Annotated in this window: 20 protein-coding genes; 6 read left to right on the forward strand and 14 right to left on the reverse strand. The window is 74.0% G+C overall.

Features of this window, described 5'->3' with window-relative positions; translation table 11 throughout:
- Positions 1-8: 8 nt before the first annotated feature.
- A complete protein-coding gene (locus ACPXCB_RS11745) occupies positions 9-344 on the forward strand; it encodes an Lrp/AsnC family transcriptional regulator (RefSeq protein ID WP_425874748.1) in 336 nt (111 codons plus the stop codon).
- A gap of 9 nt (positions 345-353) precedes the next feature.
- Here ACPXCB_RS11745 and ACPXCB_RS11750 read toward each other — a convergent pair whose 3' ends face one another.
- Positions 354-1,208 carry a TrmH family RNA methyltransferase gene (locus ACPXCB_RS11750; protein WP_425874750.1) on the reverse strand — a complete coding sequence of 285 codons (855 nt, stop codon included), beginning with the start codon at positions 1,206-1,208 and terminating at the stop codon, positions 354-356.
- An 89-nt stretch (positions 1,209-1,297) separates the two neighbouring features.
- On the opposite strand from ACPXCB_RS11750, the gene ACPXCB_RS11755 reads away from it, so the two are divergent.
- Complete coding sequence (locus ACPXCB_RS11755) at positions 1,298-3,169, forward strand: thiamine pyrophosphate-requiring protein (protein WP_425875017.1); 1,872 nt, start codon at positions 1,298-1,300, stop codon at positions 3,167-3,169.
- A 78-nt stretch (positions 3,170-3,247) separates the two neighbouring features.
- Here ACPXCB_RS11755 and ACPXCB_RS11760 read toward each other — a convergent pair whose 3' ends face one another.
- Positions 3,248-3,811, reverse strand: a complete 564-nt coding sequence (locus tag ACPXCB_RS11760; RefSeq protein ID WP_358121680.1) for a dihydrofolate reductase family protein — start codon at positions 3,809-3,811, stop codon at positions 3,248-3,250.
- A 142-nt stretch (positions 3,812-3,953) separates the two neighbouring features.
- Between ACPXCB_RS11760 and ACPXCB_RS11765 the strand changes: the two genes are divergently transcribed.
- On the forward strand, positions 3,954-4,577 hold the full coding sequence (locus ACPXCB_RS11765; RefSeq protein ID WP_425874753.1) for a dTMP kinase: 624 nt from the start codon (positions 3,954-3,956) through the stop codon (positions 4,575-4,577).
- Positions 4,578-4,639: 62 nt separating this feature from the next.
- Here the strand turns inward: ACPXCB_RS11765 and ACPXCB_RS11770 are convergent, their stop codons facing one another.
- The 4 genes from ACPXCB_RS11770 to ACPXCB_RS11785 form a co-directional block, all read right to left on the reverse strand.
- Positions 4,640-6,856, reverse strand: a complete 2,217-nt coding sequence (locus ACPXCB_RS11770; protein WP_425874754.1) for a transglycosylase domain-containing protein — start codon at positions 6,854-6,856, stop codon at positions 4,640-4,642.
- A gap of 208 nt (positions 6,857-7,064) precedes the next feature.
- A complete protein-coding gene (locus ACPXCB_RS11775; RefSeq protein WP_425874756.1) occupies positions 7,065-7,865 on the reverse strand; it encodes a hypothetical protein in 801 nt (266 codons plus the stop codon).
- A 148-nt stretch (positions 7,866-8,013) separates the two neighbouring features.
- A complete protein-coding gene (locus tag ACPXCB_RS11780) occupies positions 8,014-9,120 on the reverse strand; it encodes an SPFH domain-containing protein (RefSeq protein WP_425874758.1) in 1,107 nt (368 codons plus the stop codon).
- Positions 9,121-9,124: 4 nt separating this feature from the next.
- A complete protein-coding gene (locus tag ACPXCB_RS11785) occupies positions 9,125-9,598 on the reverse strand; it encodes an NfeD family protein (RefSeq protein ID WP_151457518.1) in 474 nt (157 codons plus the stop codon).
- Between the two features lie 111 nt (positions 9,599-9,709).
- Here ACPXCB_RS11785 and ACPXCB_RS11790 point away from each other — a divergent pair, with 111 nt between their 5' ends.
- Positions 9,710-11,026, forward strand: coding sequence for a serine hydrolase domain-containing protein (locus ACPXCB_RS11790; protein WP_425874760.1), 1,317 nt, complete (start codon positions 9,710-9,712; stop codon positions 11,024-11,026).
- Positions 11,027-11,069: 43 nt separating this feature from the next.
- On the opposite strand, the gene ACPXCB_RS11795 is transcribed toward ACPXCB_RS11790, so the two are convergent.
- Entirely contained in the window at positions 11,070-11,879 is an 810-nt protein-coding gene (locus tag ACPXCB_RS11795; RefSeq protein WP_425874762.1) for a DUF3097 domain-containing protein, read from the reverse strand.
- A 232-nt stretch (positions 11,880-12,111) separates the two neighbouring features.
- Here ACPXCB_RS11795 and ACPXCB_RS11800 point away from each other — a divergent pair, with 232 nt between their 5' ends.
- The gene (locus ACPXCB_RS11800) at positions 12,112-12,906 is read left to right on the forward strand and encodes a hypothetical protein (RefSeq protein ID WP_425874764.1); all 795 of its coding nucleotides are present in this window, start codon (positions 12,112-12,114) and stop codon (positions 12,904-12,906) included.
- Between the two features lie 7 nt (positions 12,907-12,913).
- On the opposite strand, the gene ACPXCB_RS11805 is transcribed toward ACPXCB_RS11800, so the two are convergent.
- The 7 genes from ACPXCB_RS11805 to ACPXCB_RS11835 all read right to left on the reverse strand — a co-directional run bounded on the left by ACPXCB_RS11805 (position 12,914) and on the right by ACPXCB_RS11835 (position 20,196).
- Positions 12,914-13,693, reverse strand: coding sequence for an HAD-IIA family hydrolase (locus ACPXCB_RS11805; RefSeq protein WP_425874766.1), 780 nt, complete (start codon positions 13,691-13,693; stop codon positions 12,914-12,916).
- Positions 13,694-13,744: 51 nt separating this feature from the next.
- Positions 13,745-14,806: a ferrochelatase gene (locus ACPXCB_RS11810; RefSeq protein WP_425874767.1), complete on the reverse strand. Its 1,062-nt coding sequence runs from the start codon at positions 14,804-14,806 to the stop codon at positions 13,745-13,747.
- A gap of 113 nt (positions 14,807-14,919) precedes the next feature.
- Complete coding sequence (gene fabI, locus ACPXCB_RS11815) at positions 14,920-15,687, reverse strand: enoyl-ACP reductase FabI (protein ID WP_151457584.1); 768 nt, start codon at positions 15,685-15,687, stop codon at positions 14,920-14,922.
- Between the two features lie 35 nt (positions 15,688-15,722).
- Positions 15,723-16,427 (reverse strand): 3-oxoacyl-ACP reductase FabG, encoded by a 705-nt coding sequence (gene fabG / locus ACPXCB_RS11820; RefSeq protein ID WP_151457585.1) that lies wholly within the window; start codon positions 16,425-16,427, stop codon positions 15,723-15,725.
- Positions 16,428-17,159: 732 nt separating this feature from the next.
- Positions 17,160-18,110, reverse strand: a complete 951-nt coding sequence (locus tag ACPXCB_RS11825; RefSeq protein WP_132238736.1) for a VWA domain-containing protein — start codon at positions 18,108-18,110, stop codon at positions 17,160-17,162.
- Positions 18,107-19,111, reverse strand: a complete 1,005-nt coding sequence (locus tag ACPXCB_RS11830) for a DUF58 domain-containing protein (RefSeq protein ID WP_425874769.1) — start codon at positions 19,109-19,111, stop codon at positions 18,107-18,109. Before ACPXCB_RS11830 ends, ACPXCB_RS11825 begins: the two co-directional genes overlap by 4 nt.
- Positions 19,090-20,196 carry an AAA family ATPase gene (locus ACPXCB_RS11835; protein WP_425874771.1) on the reverse strand — a complete coding sequence of 369 codons (1,107 nt, stop codon included), beginning with the start codon at positions 20,194-20,196 and terminating at the stop codon, positions 19,090-19,092. The genes ACPXCB_RS11830 and ACPXCB_RS11835 overlap by 22 nt, the downstream gene beginning before the upstream one ends.
- A 278-nt stretch (positions 20,197-20,474) precedes the next feature.
- On the opposite strand from ACPXCB_RS11835, the gene ACPXCB_RS11840 reads away from it, so the two are divergent.
- A complete protein-coding gene (locus ACPXCB_RS11840; protein WP_425874773.1) occupies positions 20,475-20,705 on the forward strand; it encodes a hypothetical protein in 231 nt (76 codons plus the stop codon).
- The last annotated feature ends 9 nt before the right edge of the window (positions 20,706-20,714 follow it).

The raw sequence follows: 20,714 nt of genomic DNA on the forward strand, positions 1-20,714 counted from the left end.
ATGGCCCGATGGCCGAGAATCTTGACGCTGTCGATTGGTCCATCCTGATCGAGTTGCAGGGCGACGGCCGGCTGCCGATCACCGAGCTCAGCCGCCGGGTCAAGCTGAGCGCGTCGGCCACCAGCGAACGGGTGAGGCGGCTGGAGGCGACCGGTGTGATCAGCGGCTACCGCGCCGAGGTCGACCTAGCCAAGGCGGGCTTCGCCGTGCTCGCGGTGGTCCGGCTGAAGTACCCCGGCAGCCGGCCACCACCAACGTGGTCTACAGCGCCACCCTGCCCTATCGCGGCCCGCGCCTGTCGCCGCCCCGCTCGTGACCGGGGCACGAACGCCCCCCGCGGCTGAAGCGGAGCACTAGGCCGGGTCGTCGCGGCCCAGTTCCCAGCAGGCCACCGCGGTGGCGGCGGCGACGTTGAGCGAGTCGACGCCGCGGCGCATCGGGATCACCACCCGGACATCGCTGCCGTCCATCGCCGCCCGGGTCAGGCCGGCGCCCTCGGCCCCCATGAGCAGCGCCGCGCGGGCCCGCTGCGCCGCGTCGAGCCGCTGGATCGGCACCGCGTCCGGCGCCGGGGTCATCGCCAGCACCGTGAAGCCGGCCGCGCGGACGTCGCCGAGCGCGTCCGGCCAGGGCTCCAGCTTCGCGTACGGGATCGCGAAGACCTCGCCCATGCTGACCCGGACGCTGCGCCGGTAGAGCGGGTCGGCGCAGGTCGGCGAGAGCAGCACGGCGTCCACGCCGAGCGCGGCCACCGCCCTGAAGATGGCCCCCAGGTTCGTGTGGTTGTTGACGTCCTCCAGGATCACCACCCGCCGCGCGGCGGCCAGCACCTCGGCGGCGGGCGGCAACGGCTTGCGCCGGAACGACGCCAGCACGCCCCGGTGCACGTGGAACCCCGTGGCCCGTTGCAGCACGTCCTGCGTGGCGGCGTAGACGGGGGCGTCGCCGGTGTCCAGGTCGGCGAGCTGGTCGACCCGCTTGGCGTCCACCAGGTACGACCGGGCCGGGTAGCCGGCGCGCAGCGCGCGGCGCAGCACCAGCTCGCCCTCGGCGATGAACAGGCCGTGCGGCGGTTCCCAGCGGGTACGCAGCTCGACGTCGGTCAGCGCGCGGTAGTCGGCGATCCGGTCGTCGTCGGGGTCGGTGATCGGGTGGATGGGCACCCGCCGATTCTGCCGGACGCGCCGCAGCCGCCCCGGGCCGCCCAACGCCGGGGTGCCCCGTGGCGTTTTGTCCCGGGAAATAGGGGAATGGCGGGCCGGAGCGACGGAAGGACTGTCAGGTGAACGCACGTCCCATGGGCACGCCGGGGCCGGCCCGCATCGACCAGCCGGACGGGTGGCGCGTCGACCTGGGTCCACTGCCCCGCGACGCCACCGTCGCGGACCACATCGTGCACCGGTTGGCCGGCTGGGGCGTCCGCCGCTACTTCGGCTATCCCGGCGACGGCATCAACGGCCTGACCTCGGCGCTGCAACGCACCCGGGACCGGGCGCAGTTCGTCCAGGTCCGCCACGAGGAGACCGCCGGCTTCGCGGCGTCGGCGCACGTCAAGTACGGCGGGGGACCGCTCGGCTGCGCGCTGGTGACCAGCGGCCCCGGCGCGATCCACCTGCTCAACGGTCTGTACGACGCCAAGCTGGACCACCAGCCGGTGGTCGCCCTGGTCGGCCACACCGCGCTCACCGCCGAGGGCGGCGGCTACTACCAGGAGGTGGACCTGCTCGCCCTCTACAAGGACGTCGCGGCCGCCTTCCTGGCCCAGCTCGACCACCCCAGCCAGGTCCGCCACCTGGTCGACCGGGCCTGCCGCACGGCGCTGGCCCGGCGTACGGTCACCGCGCTGGTGCTGCCGTCCGACATCCAGGGCGCGCCGGCCGTGCCGGAGCCACCGCACGCGCACGGCTACTACCGCACCAGCGACGTGCCCAGCAGCGGCCCGACGGTGCCGCCCGAGGCGGACCTGCGCCGAGCCGCCGAGGTGCTGGGCGGCGGCGAGCGGGTCGCCATGCTGGTCGGGCAGGGCGCGCTCGGCGCGGTGGACGAGGTCCGCGCGGTCGCCGACCGGCTCGGCGCGGGGGTGGCGGCGGCGCTGCTCGGGTTCGCCGCGGTCGACCACCGGGAACCCTGGGTGACCGGCGCGATCGGCCTGCTCGGCACCCGGCCCAGCTGGCAGCTGATGAACGAGTGCGACCGGCTGCTGATCGTGGGCAGCAACATGCCGTACTCGGAGTTCTACCCGCCGCAGGGGCAGGCCCGGGCGGTGCAGATCGACCGGGACGGCACCCAGCTGGGGCTGCGGTACCCGACCGAGGTGAACCTGACCGGGGACGCCGCCCCCACCCTGCGGGCCCTGCTGCGCGAGCTCGGCCCCGGCCCGGGACCGACCCGCTGGCGGGCGACGATCGGCAAGGCCACCACCGCCTGGCGCCGCACGCAGCGGGAACTGGCCGGGCAGGCCGCCGACCCGGTCAACCCGCAGCTGCTCTTCGCCACCCTCAGCGACCGGCTCCCCGACGACGTGATGATCTCGGTCGACTGCGGCACCACGACCGCCTGGTACGCCCGGCACCTGCAGGTCCGCCCCGGCATGCTGGCCAGCCTCTCCGGCACCCTGCTCTCGATGGGCGGCGCGATGCCGTACGCGCTGGCCGCCAAGTTCGCCCACCCGGACCGTCCGCTGGTGGCCCTGATCGGCGACGGCGCGATGCAGATGAACGGGGTCAACGAGCTGATCACGGTGGCCAAGTACTGGCGGAGCTGGTCGGACCCCCGCTTCGTGGTGCTCGTGCTCAACAACCGGGATCTGGCCTTCGTCAGCTGGGAGCAGCGCTCCAGCGAGGGCACGCCGATGTTCCCGGACAGCCAGCAGCTGCCCGACATCGGCTACCACCGGTGGGCGGAGGTACTGGGCCTGCACGGCGAGCTGGTCGACGCGCCGGAGCAGGTGCCGGGCGTCTGGGAGCGGGCGCTGGGCGCGGATCGGCCCGTGGTCGTCAACGCGCTGGTCGACCCGGCCGAGCTGATGCTGCCGCCGCACTTCACCGCCGAGCAGGCCCGCAACACCGCCGCGGCCGTGCTGCGCGGTGACACCGACTGGGCGGGCATCATCCGGCGGGGCCTGCCCACGGCGGTCGCCACCCTCCGGCCGGGGCGCCGCCGAGGCTGACCGGGACGGCGCGATGCGACCCGGACAAGCCCAGCGCGGCCGGCCTGTGCTGGACCGTCGTCGGCCCGCGGCCGGGCGTCAGCCGGCCCGGTGGTACCGCAGCAGCACCGACCTGCCGTCGAAGGTCCGCGACTCCGCCAGGCGGAACTTCATCCGCTCGGTGGCGGCGAAGACCGGCTTGCCGCCGCCCAGCACCACCGGATGCACGAAGATCTGGTACTCGTCGATCAGGCCGAGGTCGGTCAGCGCGGCGGCGGCCTCGGCGCCACCGTTGAGCAGCAGGTCACCGCCCGGCTGCTCCTTGAGCGCGGTCACCTCCCTGGCGAGGTCCCCGCCGCCGACCACCCGGGCACCGTGATCGGCCTCGGTGAGCGTGCGCGAGAGCACCACCTTCGGCGTCCGCCGCCAGATCGGCACGAACGCCAGGTCGTGCGGGTGGTCGGAGATCGACTCCGCCTGCGGCCAGTAGGCGGCCATGAACTCCCAGACCCGGCGGCCGTAGACGAACGCGCCGGCCCGGTCGCACTGCTCCAGCGAGAACGCGGACAGCTCCGGGCCCATCTCCGGCCAGTCGAACTCGCCGTTCGGCCCCTCGATGAACCCGTCGAGCGACTGGTGCACCCCGTAGACGATCTTCCGCATGGCGCTGCTCCTCCTGACCCCTGACGCGCCCTCGTGGGCGCTTTCGCCAGGTGGTCGGAACGGCCCCGCCGGATCCGACAGCCCGGCACCACCTTCGCAAGATTTTTCCTGGGGCTGGTCCGGGGCGGCTACCGTGCCGCTCATGCGCCGTCCGATGATTATTGCTCTTATCGGCGTCGACGGGGCCGGAAAGACCACCCAGGCAAAGGCGCTGGCCGACCGGTTGAGGGCGGCCGGGGTACCGGCCAGCTACTTCGAGAACGCTGGCGGCCGGCCCCTCTGGAACCGGCTCGCGCAGGCGCTGGGCCGCCGCGACGGGCCGCACCTGTTCGGCCGCACCGGCTACGTGACCATCGAGGCGACCGTACGCTGGCTCGCCATCGCCCGGGCGGTGCTGGCCGCCCGGCTGACCGGCCGGACGGCGGTCATGGACCGCTGGTCCTGGTGCCAGTACGTGGTGATGCAGGCCCGCGGCGACCGGGGCGGGCGGCTGGCCCGGCTGGCGTACGCGATCTTCCCCCGACCGGATCTGGTCTGCTTCCTGGCGGTCTCGCCCGAACGGGCGCAACAACGGGTGCTGGTCCGGGGCATCGACACCGAGGAGTTGACTCACCTGCTGGCCCTGGACGCCGGCTACCGGGGACTGCCGGAGTTCGGCTCGTTCACCGTCGTCGACGCGGACGGCGACCCGGCCGACGTCAGCGCCGCCCTCGACCGGGTGGTCCGGGCCACCCTCCCCCGTCGGCGTCCCCCGCTGACGCAGTAGGGCAACGACGATCTCGCGCGCGGCCGTACCTCCGGGAACGGACGGATCCGCAGGCGCGGTCGTCAGCCGCGGCCCTGGAGCCAGCGGCGCAGGTCGGACAGACGCTGATCGTTCGGGGCCGACGGCCGCCGCTCCTCGGACGGGCGGCGCTGTTCGACCTGCGGGCGCTCCACCGGGCGGCGCGGGTCGCCGACCAGCTCGCGGCTGGGGGCGGCGAACTTCTTCTCCGGCTCACCGTCGACGGCGGTGCCGATGACCCGGGCGACCGCGTCGATCACCCGCGCCTGCACGGCGGCGCCCACGGAGTCGGTCGGGTCGTCCGGGTTGGCGGCGATGCCCGCGACCGCCACCTGCGGCGTGAAGCCGACGAAGGTCTCGGTGGCGTTCTTCTCCGAGCTGCCGGTCTTGCCGGCCACCGGCCGGCCGTCGAGGATCCGGTTCACCGAGGTGGCCGTGCCCCCGTTGCACTGCGCGAGCGTGGACTGCTGGCCGACCGGGCAGCGGGCGGCGTCGGTGGCGGCCCGGGCCACGTCGGCGTCGAGCACCCGGCGGCAGGACGGGTCGCCGACCGGCACCCGCTCGCCGTCGGCGGCGGTCACCGAGACCACCGGCAGCGGCGCGCAGTACGTGCCCTCGGCGGCCACCGTGGCGTACGCGTTCGCCAGGTCGAGCGGGGTGGTGGCGGTGACGCCCAGGGTGAACGAGCCCCAGTCGGCGGCGTCGTTCTCGGCGAACGTGGCGTCGGCGTCGGCCCGGAAGGTGATGCCGAGGCGCTTCGCCATCTCGACCACCTTCTCCTGCCCGACCTGCTCGGCCAGCCAGACGAAGTACGTGTTCACCGAGCGGCCGAAGCCGTCCCACATCATCCGGTAGCCGTCCATCCACTCGGGGTTGGCGTTGGCCGGGCACCACCGGCCGTCGCAGCTGCCCTCGCCCTCGGCGGCGTACCGGGTGGGCAGCCGGCTGGGCGCGTCGAAGCCGGTGGACAGCGGCTTGCCGGCCTCCAGCGCGGCGAGCATGGTGAAGAGCTTGAACGTCGAGCCGGCCTGGTAGCCGGCCACGCTGTCGCCGCCGGAGATCAGCGGGTTGACGGTGTTGGGGCGGTTGGCCTGCCCGTCCGGGTTCGCGTCGAGGCTGTAGTGCCGGTTGACCGCCATCGCCAGCACCCGGCCGGTGCCCGGTTCGACGGCGGCGATCGGCAGGGCGCGCTTGTTGTCGTAGGAGTAGACGCTGGTGGCCTGCTTCTGCGCGGTGGCCTGGATCTCCGGGTCCAGCGAGGTCACCACGGTGTAGCCGCCGCGGCGCAGGGCCTGCTCGCGCTCCTCGACGGTCGCGCCGAACGCCGGCTGCGCGAGCCACCACTGCCGCAGGTAGTCGCAGAAGAAGCCCCAGTCGTCGTGGCCCTCGGCCACGGCGGTGCAGCCGTTGGGCTGGGCCGTGGGGCGCAGCGTCAGCTTCTCGGTCCTGGCCCGCGCGGCCTCCTCGGCGCCGATCGCGCCGGTGGCGACCATCGAGTCCAGCACGTAGCCGCGCCGCTCCAGGGCGGCTTCCGCGTCGCCGTCGATCGGGCTGTACGCCTCCGGCGACTGCACCAGGCCGGCGAGCAGGGCCGCCTCGCCGAGGGTCAGCTCCGCCGGGGACTTGGCGAAGTAGCGATGGCTGGCCGCCGCGATGCCGTACGCCCCGGAGCCGAAGTACGCGATGTTCAGGTAGCGGTTGAGGATCTCGTCCTTGCTCAGGCGCTGCTCCAGCGCCGAGGCGTACCGGATCTCCTGGATCTTGCGCCCGACGGTCTGCTCGGTGGCCGCGGCGCGTTCCTCGGCGGTGCGCCCGGGGTCGGTCTTGAGCACGTTGCGGACGTACTGCATGGTCAGCGTGGAGCCGCCCTGCTGGCCGCCGCCGGAGACGTTCGACACCACGGCCCGCAGCAGCCCGCGCAGGTCCGCGCCGCCGTGGTCGTAGAAGCGCCGGTCCTCGGCCGCCACGATCGCCTGCCGCATCACCGGGGCGATCTCGTCGAGCGGCACGTCGGTGCGGTTGACGTCGTAGAACGTGGTGATCAGCGTTTTGCCGTCGTTGGCGTAGAGGTAGGACCGCTGCGGCGTGGCCGGGGTGCGCAGGGCCTCGGGCAGCCCCGCGTACGACCCGACCGCGGCCTTGGCGGCGAACCCGAGCAGCAGGTTTCCCGGCAGCGCGGCGACCGCCAGGACGAGGCCGGCGAGCACGCCGGCGAGCAGCACGGTGAACAGCCGCGACAGCGGCGGGCGGGGTGGGGCCATGGTCCCCAGGATTGCCACGTAACGGGCCAACCGGCCACCCCCGCGGCCCGGTTGTCAGCAATTTCACCGCCCGTGACCAGCGAATTCCCATCCCAGCGCCCCCTCGGCCACCGCGAACCCCGTGGCCACCACCCGCCCCGGCGATGACCGCCCGACTTCCGGTGGCGCCCACCCGGTGTGGGGTGGCCTCCGGGGCCGGTGCGACGGGTCAGGTGGGCAGGGGGCCGTTCGGGCCGGGAGTGGCCGGGGCGGCGGCGGTGGCGAGGCTCGCGGTGGCGGCGTCGCGGGCGATGTCCCGGGGCACCAGGCGGCCCGAGCGGTAGCCGATGCCGATGCCGGCGACCAGCACGAAGATCGCGCCGAAGGTCTGCAACGAGCCGATCAGCGCGCCGCCGACGCCCAGCAGCGGGGCGGCGATCATCAGCATGACGCCGTCGCCGATGCTGAACGTGCCGGACCGGGCCACCGACCAGCCGGTCAGCAGCCAACCCAGGCTGTAGCAGGTGGCGCCGACGAGCACGAGCATGCGCGCGGTGGTCCCGAAGACCGGGGTCTGCTCCGCCAGCCCCGCGAAGGGGAGCATGAGCACCGTGCCGGCGATGGAGACGAGCAGGCCGGCGACGGCCGCCCGGCGACTGCGGGTCGCCGCCAGCAGCCCGGTAAGCGCCAGCAGGGCGAGCAGTCCGAGCCAGACCGCCGCCACCCAGCCCACCAGGTAGAGCGGCCGGCCGTCGGCCGGGTACGGGTCGTTGCCCACCCCGCCGTCGCTGCCCATCGCCACGACGGCGTAGAGGATGGCGTACGCGGGGAGTAGCCACACCGCGCCCCGGGCGAGCCGGCGCAGCGACCAGGCCCAGGTGGCGTTCGTGGCCGGCCCGACCGCCGTCGGCTCGACGAAGGGCAGCACCCCGAACCCCCCGCCGGTACGCCGGCTGCCGAGCGGCCCGGTGGGATCGTGCGCACCGGGCACCGGGGCCGAGGACCGTACCCGCTTCGCCGGATCCTTCATGCGTCACCTCGCTCGTCCGACGAGCGGTGCGGGACGCGCCGGGGCGCCCCGATGCCTGCTCACCGCCCGTCCTAGGACCGATGGTGGCAGGCGACGGAGCGCCCCATGAGTGCTTCTCGCATTTCCGGGCGACCGCGCCCGGCACCGGTCAGGCCCGTTCGCGCTGGTCGGCCGGGTCGTTGAGCAGGCTCGCCGGGGAGACCGGCTCCGGTGCCGGCAGCCCCTGCGGCTTGCCGCCGGAGGCCTGCGCCTCGGCGACGCGTACCTCGTCGTGGATCTGCTGTGCGGCGGCGGCCGCGGCCTGCGCGGCCTCGGCCGCCTCGCGCTCCACATCGCTCGCGCTGCCGGCTACCTCCGGCGCCGGCTCGTCGCCGACCATCCGGCTCAGCCCGCCGAGCGCGCCGCCCATGCCCTCCAGCGCCTTGGTCAGCTCGGCCGGCACGATCCAGACCTTGTTCGCGGTGCCGTTGGCGATCTGCGGCAGGGCCTGGAGGTACTGGTAGGCGAGTACCTTCTGGCTCGGGTTCGCCTGGTGGATCGCGTCGAACACCGTCTTGATCGCCTTCGCCTGACCCTCGGCCTGGAGGATCCGGGCCTGCCGGTCACCGTCGGCGCGCAGCACCGCGGACTGCTTCTCACCCTCGGCCGTGAGGATCTGCGACTGCTTGTGCCCCTCGGCGTTCAGGATCGCCGCCCGGCGGTCGCGCTCGGCGCGCATCTGCTTCTCCATCGAGTCGCGGATGCTCGCCGGCGGCTCGATCGCCTTGAGCTCCACCCGGGTGACCTTGATGCCCCACCGCCCGGTGGTCTCGTCCAGCACGCCGGACAGGTGCCGGTTGATCTGGTCGCGGCTGGTCAGCGCCCGCTCCAGGTCCAGCGAGCCGATCACGTTGCGCAGCGTGGTGACGGTGAGCTGCTCGATGGCCTGGAGGAAGTTCGAGATCTCGTACGTGGCCCGGACCGAGTCGACGACCTTGAAGTAGAGCACCGTGTCGATCGAGACGACCAGGTTGTCGGAGGTGATCACCGGCTGCGGCGGGAAGCTGACCACCTGCTCCCGCAGGTCGACCTTGGTACGCACCGCGTCGACGAACGGGACCAGGATGTTCAGCCCCGGGTTGAGGGTGCGCTTGTACTTGCCGAGCCGCTCGACCACGTCCTGACGCTGCTGCGGCACGATCCGTACCGCCTTGGCCAGGGTGATCACCCCGATCAGAGCGATGGCGATCAGTAGGACCGGGATCACAAGTTCCATGTACTCACCTTTTCGCTTCGGGTAGCTCCCCGGAAGGAGAAACGTCGTCCCGCCACACCAGGGCGGTCGCACCCCGCACCTGGATCACCTGCACCCGGTCGCCCGGGGCGAAGTGCTGGCTCGCGTCGTAGGAGCGGGCCTGCCACAGCTCGCCGTCGATCTTCACCATGCCCTGCCCGGCGTCGACCTGCTCCAGCACGAGCGCCGTGCTGCCCTCGATCGCCTCCACGCCGAACGGCTGCTCGCCGCTCTCCAGCGCCGAGCGGCGGTGCCTGCGCAGCGTGGGCCGCACGCCCAGCACCGTCAGCGCCGACACGCCGGCGAAGACGATCGCCTGCACCTCGACCGGGGCGCCGAGCGCCGCCGCTCCCGCGGCGGCCAGGGCCCCGACCGCGAACATGATCAGAAACAGCGTCGTCGTGAAGATCTCAGCGACCGCCAGAACGACACCCAGCACGATCCAGAACACGGCGTCCACCCCCCGATCGTGACACGTCAAAGCACGTGGAGCCCACCCGCGAAGATCAGTAAGCTCGGCGGCACGCCGGCGGCCCACCCCGACGGCACCGGAATCCCCCGAGGAGAGCCCGTGTCCCTGCTGCCCGAGACCACCCGCCAGGTCGATGCCCTCGTCGCCGGGGCGCAGTCCGCCGGCCGTACGCCGTCGCTGCTGATCGGCGTGGTGCGGGACGGCGCGCTGACCCACCTCGCCACCGCCGGCGAGCACCCGCGCCCCGACGCCGACCTCCAGTACCGCCTCGGGTCGATCAGCAAGACCATGACCGCCACCCTGGTCATGCAGGAGCGCGACGCCGGCCGGCTGGCCCTGGACGACCCGCTGGAGAAGCACCTGCCCGGCACCGGTGTGGGCACACTCACCCTGCGGCAGCTACTCGGCCACGCCAGCGGCCTGCGCCGCGAGCCGGACGGGCAGTGGTGGGAGCGCGCCGAGGTCGGGGACCTGGCGACCCTGCTGGCCGGGGTGAGCGCCGAGAAGATCGCCTATCCCCCGCACCGGGTCTACCACTACTCCAACCTGGCGTACGGGCTGCTCGGCGGCGTGCTGGAGCGGATCACCGGCACCCCCTGGGCCGAGCTGCTCCGCCAGCGCGTGCTGGAGCCGCTCGGCATGCGCCGCACCACGTACGCGGCCACCGAGCCGTTCGCCCGCGGCTACGTGGTGCACCCCTGGCACGACACGCTGCGGGAGGAGCCGCGTACCGACACCGGGGCGATGGCCCCGGCCGGGCAGCTCTGGTCGACCGCCGAGGACCTGGCCCGGTGGGCGGCCTTCCTGGCCGACCCCGCGCCGCAGGTGCTGGCGGCGGAGACGCTGGCCGAGATGTGCGTCCCCGTGTCGATCAGCGACGTCGACTCGTGGACCGGCGGGCACGGCCTCGGGCTGGAGCTCTACCGGCAGGGCGAGCGGGTGTACGCCGGGCACGGCGGCTCGATGCCCGGCTACGTGGCCGCCCTGGCGGTGCACCGCCCGTCCCGCACCGGCGTGATCGGCTTCGCCAACTCGTACGGCTTCCGCACCGGCGGGATCGGTGGGCTCGCGCTACGGATCCTCACCACCGTCCTGGACGCCGAGCCGGCGTTCCCGCAGCCCTGGCGGCCCGCCGCCGCTCCCCCGCCCGCCGAGGTCGACGAGGTGACCGGTCGTTGGTGGTGGATGGGGGCGTCGCTCGACCTCACCTGGGACGCGGCCAGGGGCGAGCTGGTCGGCTACGTGCGCGGCGAGCGGGTCAGCGTGTTCGTCCCGGAGGGACCGGACCGCTGGCGGGGTCGCTCCGGCCCGGAGAACGGCGAGATCCTGTCGGTGCTGCGCGACGGGTCGGGGCGGGCGGTGGCGCTCGACATCGCCACCTTCGTCTTCACCCGCACCCCCGACCAGGAGCCCTGAGGGTCGACGGTCGCCGACGGGCCGGGCCCGTCGGCGACCGGGCTCAGGCCGGCTCGGTGACGAAGTCGATCAGGCGTTCCATCGCGTTGATCAGCGGGGTCTCCACGTCGGCGAAGCTGTCGACCCGGGACAGGATGTGCCGCCACATGTCCGCCGGCTCGGCCACCCCGAGCGCGGCGCAGACGCCCTCCTTCCACGGCCGTCCCGGCGGCACCACCGGCCACGCCCGGATGCCCAGCGCCGCCGGCTTGACCGCCTGCCACACGTCGACGTACGGGTGCCCGGTGACCAGCACGTACGGGGAGGTCACCTTCGCGACGATCCGGCTCTCCTTGGAGCCGGCGACCAGGTGGTCGACGAGCACGCCGAGGCGGCGGCCGGGGCCGGGGGCGAAGTCGCGCACCTCGGCGTCGAGCGCGTCGATGCCGTCCAGCGGCTCCACCACGACACCCTCGACGCGCAGGTCGTCGCCCCAGATCCGCTCGACCAGGGCGGCGTCGTGGATGCCCTCCACCCAGATCCGGCTGGCCCTGGCGACCTGGGCGCGTACGCCGTCGACGGCGATCGAGCCGGAGGCGGTGCGGCGGCGGGCGGCCGGCACCGGGGCGCGGGTCGGCCGGCGCAGCGTCACCGGCCGCCCGTCGAGCAGGAACGCCGCCGGCAGCAGCGGAAAGTTGCGCCGGCGTCCGTGCCGGTCCTCCAGCACCACCGCGCCGGCCTCGAAGCCGACCACCGCCCCGCAGAAGCCGGAGTCGGCGTCCTCGACCACGAGGTCCGGTTCGGCGTCCACCTCGGGCGTGACCTTCCGCCGCCGCCAGTCCCCCGCCAGCACATCGTCCGCGTACCGCCCCATGCCGATCAAGCTAACCTCCCACCCCGCCCCCCGCACCCGACACGCCGCCCGCCCCCGCCGCCCTCGCCGCGGCGATCATGCAGTTGTGGTGCCCCGCGAAAGGGGCAGAGGTCGACGACCCGCCCACCACAACTCCATGATCGACGGGACGGGGGGCGCATGATCAGCGGGGCGGCGGACAGTCGGAGCGGCAGTCGAGACAGGGGCGGCGGTGACCACGTACCCTTTCGGCATGTCCACCCCCGCAGCGGGCGCGGCCACTCTCACACCGCGCCGGTCCAGCCGGTTCGTGGCCTGGGTGCGCGCGTGGCGCGCCGGGCTGGTGCCCTTCGACGAGCTCGCCGACGCCATCGCCGGCGACGAGGAGCACCTGGTCGCCGACGCGCCCGGCACCTGGACCGACGTTCCCCTGCCCCAGGCGCTACCCACCCTCGCGAAGCTCTCGCCCGACGAGATCCGGCTCGTGCTGCCCGCGCCCGGCGACCCGCGCGGGCTGCCCGGGCCGGGCGACTTCGCCGGCGCGGCGCTGGTCGCCGGCGAGGCGGTCGTCGCCGGGTGCCTCGGGCTCATCCCGCACGTACGCACGCACACGTCCGGCTCCGGCGACACCTTCGAGACGGTCCTCTGGCGGGTCTACCCGCTGCCGGCCGACGCCCCGGCCGCCTCCCTCGCGTTGCCCGGCGCGGCCGAGGCCGAGGCGGAGCTGGCGGTGGCCCTGGCCGACACGACCGCCGCGCTGACCCGGCTGGACGTCGCGCAGTGGCGACCCGAGCTGGCCGGGGCGCTGGAGGCGCTGCGCCGGCCGGACGGCGCCACCGACCTGCCGCCCGGGTTCGACCCCCGGGCCCGGCGGCTCTTCGCCCGGGCCGCCGTGCTCGATCGGGTGCTCGCGCTGGCCGGGCACGCGGCGCCCGGCGGCGCGATCAACAACTACGAGGCTCAGCAGCGCGACGCCGCGCTGCGCCCGCTGACCACCGCCTGCCGGCAGGCGCTGGTGGCCGCCTGCAACGCCCCGCTGCGGCCCTGAGCGCCGGTCAGATCTCGTCGACCAGGTCGGCGACGGAGTTGACGATCCGCGATGGACGGTACGGGTAGCGCTCCGCCTCGGCGCGGCTGCTGATGCCGGTCAGCACCAGGATCGTCTCCAGCCCGGCCTCCAGCCCGCAGAGGATGTCGGTGTCCATCCGGTCGCCGATCATCGCGGTCGTCTCGGAGTGCGCGTTGATCGTGTTCAGCGCCGAGCGCATCATCATCGGGTTGGGCTTGCCGACGAAGTACGGCTCGATCCCCGTCGCCTTGGAGATCATCGCGGCGACGGAGCCGGCGGCTGGCAGCGCGCCCTCCACCGACGGGCCGGTCACGTCGGGGTTGGTGCAGATGAACCGGGCCCCGTCGTTGATCAGCCGGACCGCCTTGGTGATCGCCTCGAAGCTGTAGGTGCGGGTCTCGCCCAGGACCACGTAGTCCGGGGCGAAGTCGGTCAGCACGTAGCCGACCGCGTGCAGCGCCGTGGTGAGCCCGGCCTCCCCGATCACGTACGCGGTGCCGCCCGGGCGCTGGTCGGCCAGGAACTGGGCGGTGGCCAACGCGGAGGACCAGATCGCCTGCTCCGGCACGTCGAGACCCATCCGGCTCAGCCGGGCCGTGAGGTCGCGGGGCGTGTAGATCGAGTTGTTGGTGAGCACCAGGAACGGCTTGCTGGAGGCGCGCAGCCGGGAGACGAACTCCGGTGCCCCGGGCACGGGCTGGCCCTCGTGCACCAGCACGCCGTCCATGTCGGTCAGCCAGCTCTCCACCGGCTTGCGGTCCTGCATCGTCACTCGTTCCAGGGGTTGTCGAGTCCGCCGGCGGGGCCGGCGCGGCGGTCAGGAGGCCGGATCCCCGGCTTCCGCGGCGGCGGTGGGGCGGCGCGCCGGGACGCAGCACACCGTGGGGCAGGTGTCCCACATGGGCAGCTCGCCGAGGCGGCGGCGCAGGCCAATCCCGTCCGGGTCGGTCCGCTCGCGGACCAGCTCGCGCACCATCGCCACGAACCGGGGGTCGGTGCCGGGGGTGGCGGCCCGGACGAAGTCCAGCCCGAGCTGCCTGGCCGTCTCCCGCGCCTCGGTGTCCAGGTCCCACACCACCTCCAGGTGATCGGAGACGAACCCGATCGGGCTGACCACCACGCCGGTGGTGCCGGCCCCGGCCAGCGTACGGAGGTGGTCGTTGACGTCCGGCTCCAGCCACGGCACCTGCGGCGGGCCGGAGCGGCTCTGCCAGACCAGGTCCCACGGCAGGTCCGGGGCGGCCGCGGCGTGGACCAGCCGGGCGACCTCGGTGAGCTGCGCCTCGTACCGGCCGCCGTGCGGGCCGGCGTTCGCGGCCATCGAGTTCGGGACCGAGTGCGCGGTGAACACCAGCCGGGTGCCGTCCCGCTTCGCCGGGTCGAGGCGGCGGAGCGCCGTCCGCACCGCGTCGGCGTGCGGCTCGACGAAGCCGGGGTGGTCCCAGAACTGGCGGAGCTTGTCGATCAGCGGGGCGTCGGGGCCGACCGCCGCGCGGGCGGCGGCGATGTCCTCCTGGTACTGACGGCAGGAGGAGTAGCCGCCGAAGGCGCTGGTCACGAACGCCAGGGCGTGGGTGACGCCGTCGTCGCGCATCTGCGCCACGGTGTCGGCGAGCATCGGGTCCCAGTTCCGGTTGCCCCAGTAGACCGGCAGGTCGACGCCGTTGGCGGCGAAGTCCTCCCGGACCGCCGCGAGCAGCTCCCGGCACTGCTGGTTGATCGGCGAGACGCCACCGAAGTGCTGGTAGTGCTCGGCGACCTCCGCCAGCCGCTCCGGCGGCACGCCCCGCCCCCGGGTCACGTTCTGCAGGAACGGCATCACGTCCTCGGGCCGTTCCGGTCCGCCGAAGGACACCAGGACCACCGCGTCGTACGCCATGGCTCCCATTCTTCCCCGTGGCCGTCCCCGCCGGCGGCGGCCCCCTGGTCCCGGCTGCAAGGAAGGGTCCCCTGCTGTACAGAATGCGATTGCAGGGGGCCCTTCCTCACACGTCAGGCGCCGATGGCGTGGTAGCCGCCGTCGACGTGCACGATCTCGCCGGTGGTGGCCGGGAACCAGTCGGACAGCAGCGCCAGGCAGGCCCGCGCCGCCGGCTCCTGGTCGGTGAGGCTCCAACCCAGCGGCGCGCGCTCGGCCCAGGCCTCCTCGAACTGATCGAAGCCGGGGATCGACTTGGCGGCGATGGTCCGCAGCGGCCCGGCGGCGACCAGGTTGCTGCGGATGCCCTGCTTGCCCAGGTGCAGCGCCAGGTAGCGGGAGGCGGACTCCAGCCCGGCCTTGGCCACGCCCATCCAGTCGTAGACGGGCCACGCCTTCGTGGCGTCGAAGGTCAGGCCGACCACCGCGCCGCCGGCGGACATCAGCGGCAGCGCCGCCATGGCCAGCGACTTGTACGAGTACGTGGAGACGTGCAGCGCGGTCGCCACGTCCTCCCAGGGGGCATCGAGGAAGCCGCCGCCGAGGCAGCTCTGCGGGGCGAAGCCGATCGAGTGCACCACCCCGTCCAGGCCGTCGACGTGCTCGCGCACGCGGTCGCCGAGCCCGGCGAGATGGTCGGCGTCGGTCACGTCCAGCTCGATCACCGGGGCGGGCTCGGGCAGTCGCCTGGCGATCCGCTCCACCAGGGAGAGCCGGCCGTAGCCGGTGAGCACGACCTGCGCCCCGTTCTCCTGGGCGAGCTTCGCCACCGAGAAGGCGATCGAGGCGTCGGTGATGACGCCGGTGACCAGCAGCCGCTTACCGGCGAGCAGTCCGGACATGCAGGGATTCCTCCGTAGTTCTCAGTGACCGCTTGTCAGTGGCCCATGCCGAGGCCGCCGTCGACCGGGATGACGGCGCCGGAGACGTAGCCGGCGGCGTCGCCGGCCAGCCAGGTGACCACGCCCGCGATCTCGTCCGGCTGGGCGAACCGGTTGGCGGGGATGGCCTTGCGGTACTCGGTCCTGCGGTCCTCGGGCAGGCCGGCGGTCATGTCGGTCTCCACGTAGCCGGGCGCGACCACGTTGGCCGTGATGTTGCGGCTGCCCAGCTCGCGGGTGATCGAGCGGGCCACGCCCACCAGGCCGGCCTTGCTCGCCGCGTAGTTGACCTGGCCGGGGCCGCCGTAGAGGCCGACCACCGAGGAGATGAAGATCATCCGGCCCCACTTCGCGCGCAGCATCTTGCCCGAGGCGCGCTTGGCGCACCGGAACGCGCCCGTCAGGTTGGTGTCCAGCACGCGGGTGAACTGCTCCTCCGACATCCGCAGCAGCAGCGTGTCGTCGGTGATCCCGGCGTTGGCGACGAGCACCTCCACCGGCCCCAGCTCGGCCTCGATCGCGGTGAACGCCGCGTCGACCGACGCGGAGTCGGTCACGTCGCAGCGGACCCCGAACAGCCCCTCGGGTGGCTCGCCGCTGCGGTGGGTCACCGCCACCCGGTCGCCCTGCTTCGCGAAGGCCTGCGCGATGGCCAGGCCGATCCCCCGGTTGCCGCCGGTCACCAGGACGGTACGGGCCACGGTTCCCCCTGTAGTTCAGTGATCTCCCGGTCGGTCGGAGCCTAGGCGTTACCGGCAGGTAAGCGCTAACGCCGTGCACGTCCGGGCCGGCGCGGCGTCGCCCGGCACCGGCCCCTGCCCCGCCCCCGCCGGCGATGCGGCGCGCCCCTCGGCCGAGGTCCGTCCGGCCGCTCGGCCGAGTGCGGCGACGGCGACCGGCGGGTGTACGATGATCCGCGTTTGCGGGCCGTGCGGTCCGCTTCCGGGCCCCGCCGACCGCAGGAGGTGATCGCTGTGCGAGATAGCGATCCTCCCAGTCGTGGCCGGGCCGAACGTCAGCCCCGCTGAGCCACGACTCAGCAGGTGAGCTGACCCAGCTCCGCTCCCCGTCCCGCCCGGTCACCGGCCCCCGCGCCGGTCGGCCGCGCCGCGCCGGGAGCCGCCCGGTCACGACTTCGTGTGCGCGTCCCGACCCACCCCTCTGCGGTCCGCCCCCGCACGCGCGGACCGTCCAGTCGCCGCCCGGAGCCGTCCATGAGCCGCTACGTCGCCCCGCTGGGCTTCACCCTCGCCGCCGTCTGGGTGGCCGTCGTCTTCGTCCTCGCCGGCGGCGCCGCCCACTGACCACCGGCGGCGCCGCGCACCGACCACCGACCCTGCCGTGCACCGACCGACGGCACGCACCGACCGACGGGACGCGCCCGGCCGCCGGCGACGGCACGCACCGACCGACGGTCGCCCGCACCCCGCGCGTCAGAGCATCCGCGAGGACCACAGCAGGTTGAGGGCCCCCGCGCAGAGTGCCAGCAGCAGGGCCACCCCCGCGTACCACTGCGTGACCTCGCGGGGTTCCGTGCGGAACCCGATCGAGCTGCCCATGTCCTGGTAGACCTGCTTCAGCTCGCTCACCGACGCTGCCTCGTAGAAGTAGCCCTCGGTGGCCTCGGCCAGGTCGGCCAGGGCCAGCCGGTCCACCGGCACCCGTTGCAGCTGGCCGCCGATGTCCACCTGCCCGGAGTCGGTGCCGAAGGCGATGGTGGAGACCGGCACGTTCGCCGCCTGCGCGGCGGCGGCCGCCTCCTCCACCGACCGGCCCGAGGTGCGGTACCCGTCGGAGAGCAGCACGATGCGGGCCGGCGGGATCCCCGCCGCGCCGTCGGCCGGCACCGACCGGATCGCCTCCAGGCAGGTGAAGACCGCCTCGCCCGTCGCCGTCGCCTCGGCCAGCACCAGCCCGTCGATCGCGCTGGTCACCGCGTCCCGGTCCTTGCCCGGTGGCACCAGCACGTTCGCCGACTTGGCGAACGAGACCAGCCCCAGGTTGTAGCTCTCCGGCAGCTCCCCGACGAACTGCTTGGCCGCCTCCTGCGCCGCCTCCAGCCGGTTCGGCGCCACGTCGTCGGCCTGCATGGACAGCGACACGTCGATGGCGAGCATCACGGTGGCCCGCTCCAACGGCTCCCGGGTGTCGACCGACGGGCGGGCCAGCGCGGTCGCCAGCACCAGCAGGCAGAGCAGGAACGCCGTGGCCGGCACGTGCCGCCGCCAGCCCAGCCCCTTCGGCGCCAGGGTGCGCAGCAGGTCCACGTTGGTGAACCGCATCGCGTACGCCCGGCGGTGCAGCTGCCGCCAGACGTAGAGCGCGGCGAGGGCGAGCACCGGCAGCACGGCCAGCAGCCACCACGGTTGCAGAAAGCGGATCATCGTGTCGTCCCCCTGGTGCGCGCGTGCCGCTGCGCGGCAACGAAACGCACCATGTCGAGCAGCCAGTCTCGGTCCGTACGCAGTCGCAGGTGGGCCGCGCCGGCGCCGCGCAGCGCCGCGGAGATCTCCGCCCGCTGGGCGGCCGCCGCCTCGGCGTAGCGGTGGCGCAGCCGCGGGTCGGCGGTCTGCACCTCGTGCAGCTCGCCGGTCTCCGGGTCGACCACCGGCAACACCCCGACGTCGGGCAGCTCCAGCTCCCGGGGATCGACCACCTCGATCGCCACCACGTCGTGCCGGACGCGCAGCTTACGCAGCGGCCGGGACCACCGCTCCGGCGGGGCGAGGAAGTCGGAGATGACCACCGCCACGCCCCGCCGCCGGGGCGGCCGGTTGAGCATGTCGACAAGCGTGCCCAGGTCGCTGCGCCCGGGGCGGATCTCGGTGCCGGCGATCGCCCGCAGCAGCGCGTGGGCCTCCTTGCGTCCGGAGCGCGCGGGCAGCCGGGTGTAGACGTCCGGGCCGGCGACCGGCGGCGCGGCGCGCCACCGGCGGGCCGGCGCGCTCGTGCCGCCGCCGCTGCCGATCACCGCGCCGATCCGGTTGCCGCCCCGGACCGTCAGGTGGGCCAGCGCCGCCGCGGCGGCCACCACGACGTCGCGCTTCAGCCACCGGCCGGTGCCGAAGTCGAGGCTCGCCGAGAGGTCCACCGCCAGCCACGTCTCCAGCTCCCGGTCGGCCACCGTACGCCGGACGTGCGGCATCGTCGTGCGGGCGGTGACCGGCCAGTCCATCCGGCGTACGTCGTCGCCGGGGCGGTACTCCCGGGACTCCCCCGCCTCGCTGCCCGGCCCGGGCAGCAGGCCGGCATAGTCGCCCTGGAGCAGGCCGTCGAGCTTGCGGGTGACCATCAGTTGCAGCCGCGACAGGACGGCCTCGGTGCGGTCGGAGGGGACGTCGGCAGGCCGACGGGCGGGTGAGGTCACGGGCGCTGCCCGGGCCACCCGGCGCCCGGCGGCGCGGTGGTCGGCGTTGCGGTGGCCTGCTGCCGGGGCGCGACCGAGGGCAGCGGGATGGTGGACATCACCCGGTGCACCACGTGGTCGGCGGGCACGTCGTCGGCGAGCGCGTCGTAGCTGAGCACGAGCCTGTGGCGCAGGATGTCCGGCGCGATGTCCTGCACGTCCTGCGGCAGGGCGTAGTCCCGGCCGCGCAGCAGCGCCAGCGCGCGGGTGGCCCGGACCAGGCCGAGCGAGGCGCGCGGGCTGGCGCCGTACTGGATGAACTGGGCGACGTCCGGCATCCCGTGCTCCGCCGGGGCGCGGGTGGCCAGCACCAGCCGGACCGCGTAGTCGACCAGGGCGTTGTGCACGAAGACCTGGTCCGCCTTGCGTTGCAGGGCGATCAGGTCACCGGTGGTGAAGACCGGCGCCGGCTGCGGCGGGGCGACCCCCATCCGGTAGACGATCTCCCGCTCCTCGGCGTCGGTCGGGTAGCCGACGACGATCTTCATGAGGAAGCGGTCCCGCTGGGCCTCGGGCAGCGGGTAGACCCCCTCCTGCTCGATCGGGTTCTGCGTCGCCATCACCAGGAACGGGTCGGGCACCCGGTGGCTCTCGCCGCCGATGGAGACCTGCCGCTCGCTCATCACCTCCAGCAGCGCCGACTGCACCTTGGCCGGCGCCCGGTTGATCTCGTCGGCGAGCAGGAAGTTGACGAACACCGGACCCAGCTCGACGTCGAACTTCTCGCTCGACTGCCGGTAGATGCGGGTGCCCATGATGTCGGCGGGCACCAGGTCGGGGGTGAACTGCACCCGGGCGAAGGAGCCGCCGACCACCCTCGCGAGGGTCTCCACCGCGAGGGTCTTCGCGACCCCCGGCACGCCCTCCAGCAGGCAGTGGCCCCGCGCGAGCAGCGCGACGAACATCCGCTCCACCATCCGGTCCTGCCCGACGATCACCCGTTTGATCTCGAACAGCGCCCGCTCGAGCAGGGTCGCGTCCTCGGCCGGCGTGGTCACCGGCTCGGGTGTCTCCGGGCCCGTCCCGTTCGGCGTCGGGGCGTCGGGCGTGGTCGGCTGGGCCACCGGTCCTCCACAGCATGATCGGTTGTCGCGCGGCGTGGTGCGTATCAAGACTCGCATGCCCGGCTGAGTGCCGAGGTGGGGAGAAGCCGATTCTCGCCGCCCCGTCCCCGATGCCGGGTCGCGGGCCCGCCACGCCGTCGCGCGGCACGGAATCGCCGCTCACGGGTGGACAGGGACGGGCCCGGCGCGTGTACCATTCACCCGTCGCCGGGCGGCTCCCCCCGTGGCCGCCCGGCGCTCAAACTTCCGGTGCCGCCACCGCCCCTAGACTGGCCGGGATGAGCAGCCCCCTTCCCGCCGACGAGCCGCTGGTCTGCTCGTCCCGCGGATGTCGTGCCCCCGCCCACTGGGCGCTGAGGTGGAACAATCCCCGGCTGCACGACACCGACCGGCGCAAGACCTGGCTCGCGTGCACCGCGCACCGCGCCACCCTCGGCGACTTCCTCGACGCCCGTGGCTTCCTCCGGGAGGTCGTACCGGCGCCCGGATCGCCTACGCTCGAAGAGTGAGCGCGCACA

This window comes from Micromonospora sp. DT62, from assembly GCF_049847285.1.
Classification (GTDB): domain Bacteria; phylum Actinomycetota; class Actinomycetes; order Mycobacteriales; family Micromonosporaceae; genus Micromonospora; species Micromonospora reichwaldensis.

Bases quoted from the DNA above. Each gene is read 5' to 3' on its own strand.
- ACPXCB_RS11765 (WP_425874753.1), top strand. From the start codon at position 3,954: ATGCGCCGTCCGATGATTATTGCTCTTATCGGCGTCGACGGGGCCGGA.
- ACPXCB_RS11760 (WP_358121680.1), bottom strand. From the start codon at position 3,811: ATGCGGAAGATCGTCTACGGGGTGCACCAGTCGCTCGACGGGTTCATC.
- ACPXCB_RS11800 (WP_425874764.1), top strand. From the start codon at position 12,112: ATGTCCACCCCCGCAGCGGGCGCGGCCACTCTCACACCGCGCCGGTCC.
- ACPXCB_RS11840 (WP_425874773.1), top strand. From the start codon at position 20,475: ATGAGCAGCCCCCTTCCCGCCGACGAGCCGCTGGTCTGCTCGTCCCGC.
- ACPXCB_RS11770 (WP_425874754.1), bottom strand. From the start codon at position 6,856: ATGGCCCCACCCCGCCCGCCGCTGTCGCGGCTGTTCACCGTGCTGCTC.
- ACPXCB_RS11825 (WP_132238736.1), bottom strand. From the start codon at position 18,110: ATGATCCGCTTTCTGCAACCGTGGTGGCTGCTGGCCGTGCTGCCGGTG.
- ACPXCB_RS11775 (WP_425874756.1), bottom strand. From the start codon at position 7,865: ATGAAGGATCCGGCGAAGCGGGTACGGTCCTCGGCCCCGGTGCCCGGT.
- ACPXCB_RS11810 (WP_425874767.1), bottom strand. From the start codon at position 14,806: ATGGCGTACGACGCGGTGGTCCTGGTGTCCTTCGGCGGACCGGAACGG.
- ACPXCB_RS11795 (WP_425874762.1), bottom strand. From the start codon at position 11,879: ATGGGGCGGTACGCGGACGATGTGCTGGCGGGGGACTGGCGGCGGCGG.
- ACPXCB_RS11755 (WP_425875017.1), top strand. From the start codon at position 1,298: ATGGGCACGCCGGGGCCGGCCCGCATCGACCAGCCGGACGGGTGGCGC.
- fabI (WP_151457584.1), bottom strand. From the start codon at position 15,687: ATGTCCGGACTGCTCGCCGGTAAGCGGCTGCTGGTCACCGGCGTCATC.
- ACPXCB_RS11805 (WP_425874766.1), bottom strand. From the start codon at position 13,693: ATGCAGGACCGCAAGCCGGTGGAGAGCTGGCTGACCGACATGGACGGC.
- ACPXCB_RS11745 (WP_425874748.1), top strand. From the start codon at position 9: ATGGCCGAGAATCTTGACGCTGTCGATTGGTCCATCCTGATCGAGTTG.
- ACPXCB_RS11780 (WP_425874758.1), bottom strand. From the start codon at position 9,120: ATGGAACTTGTGATCCCGGTCCTACTGATCGCCATCGCTCTGATCGGG.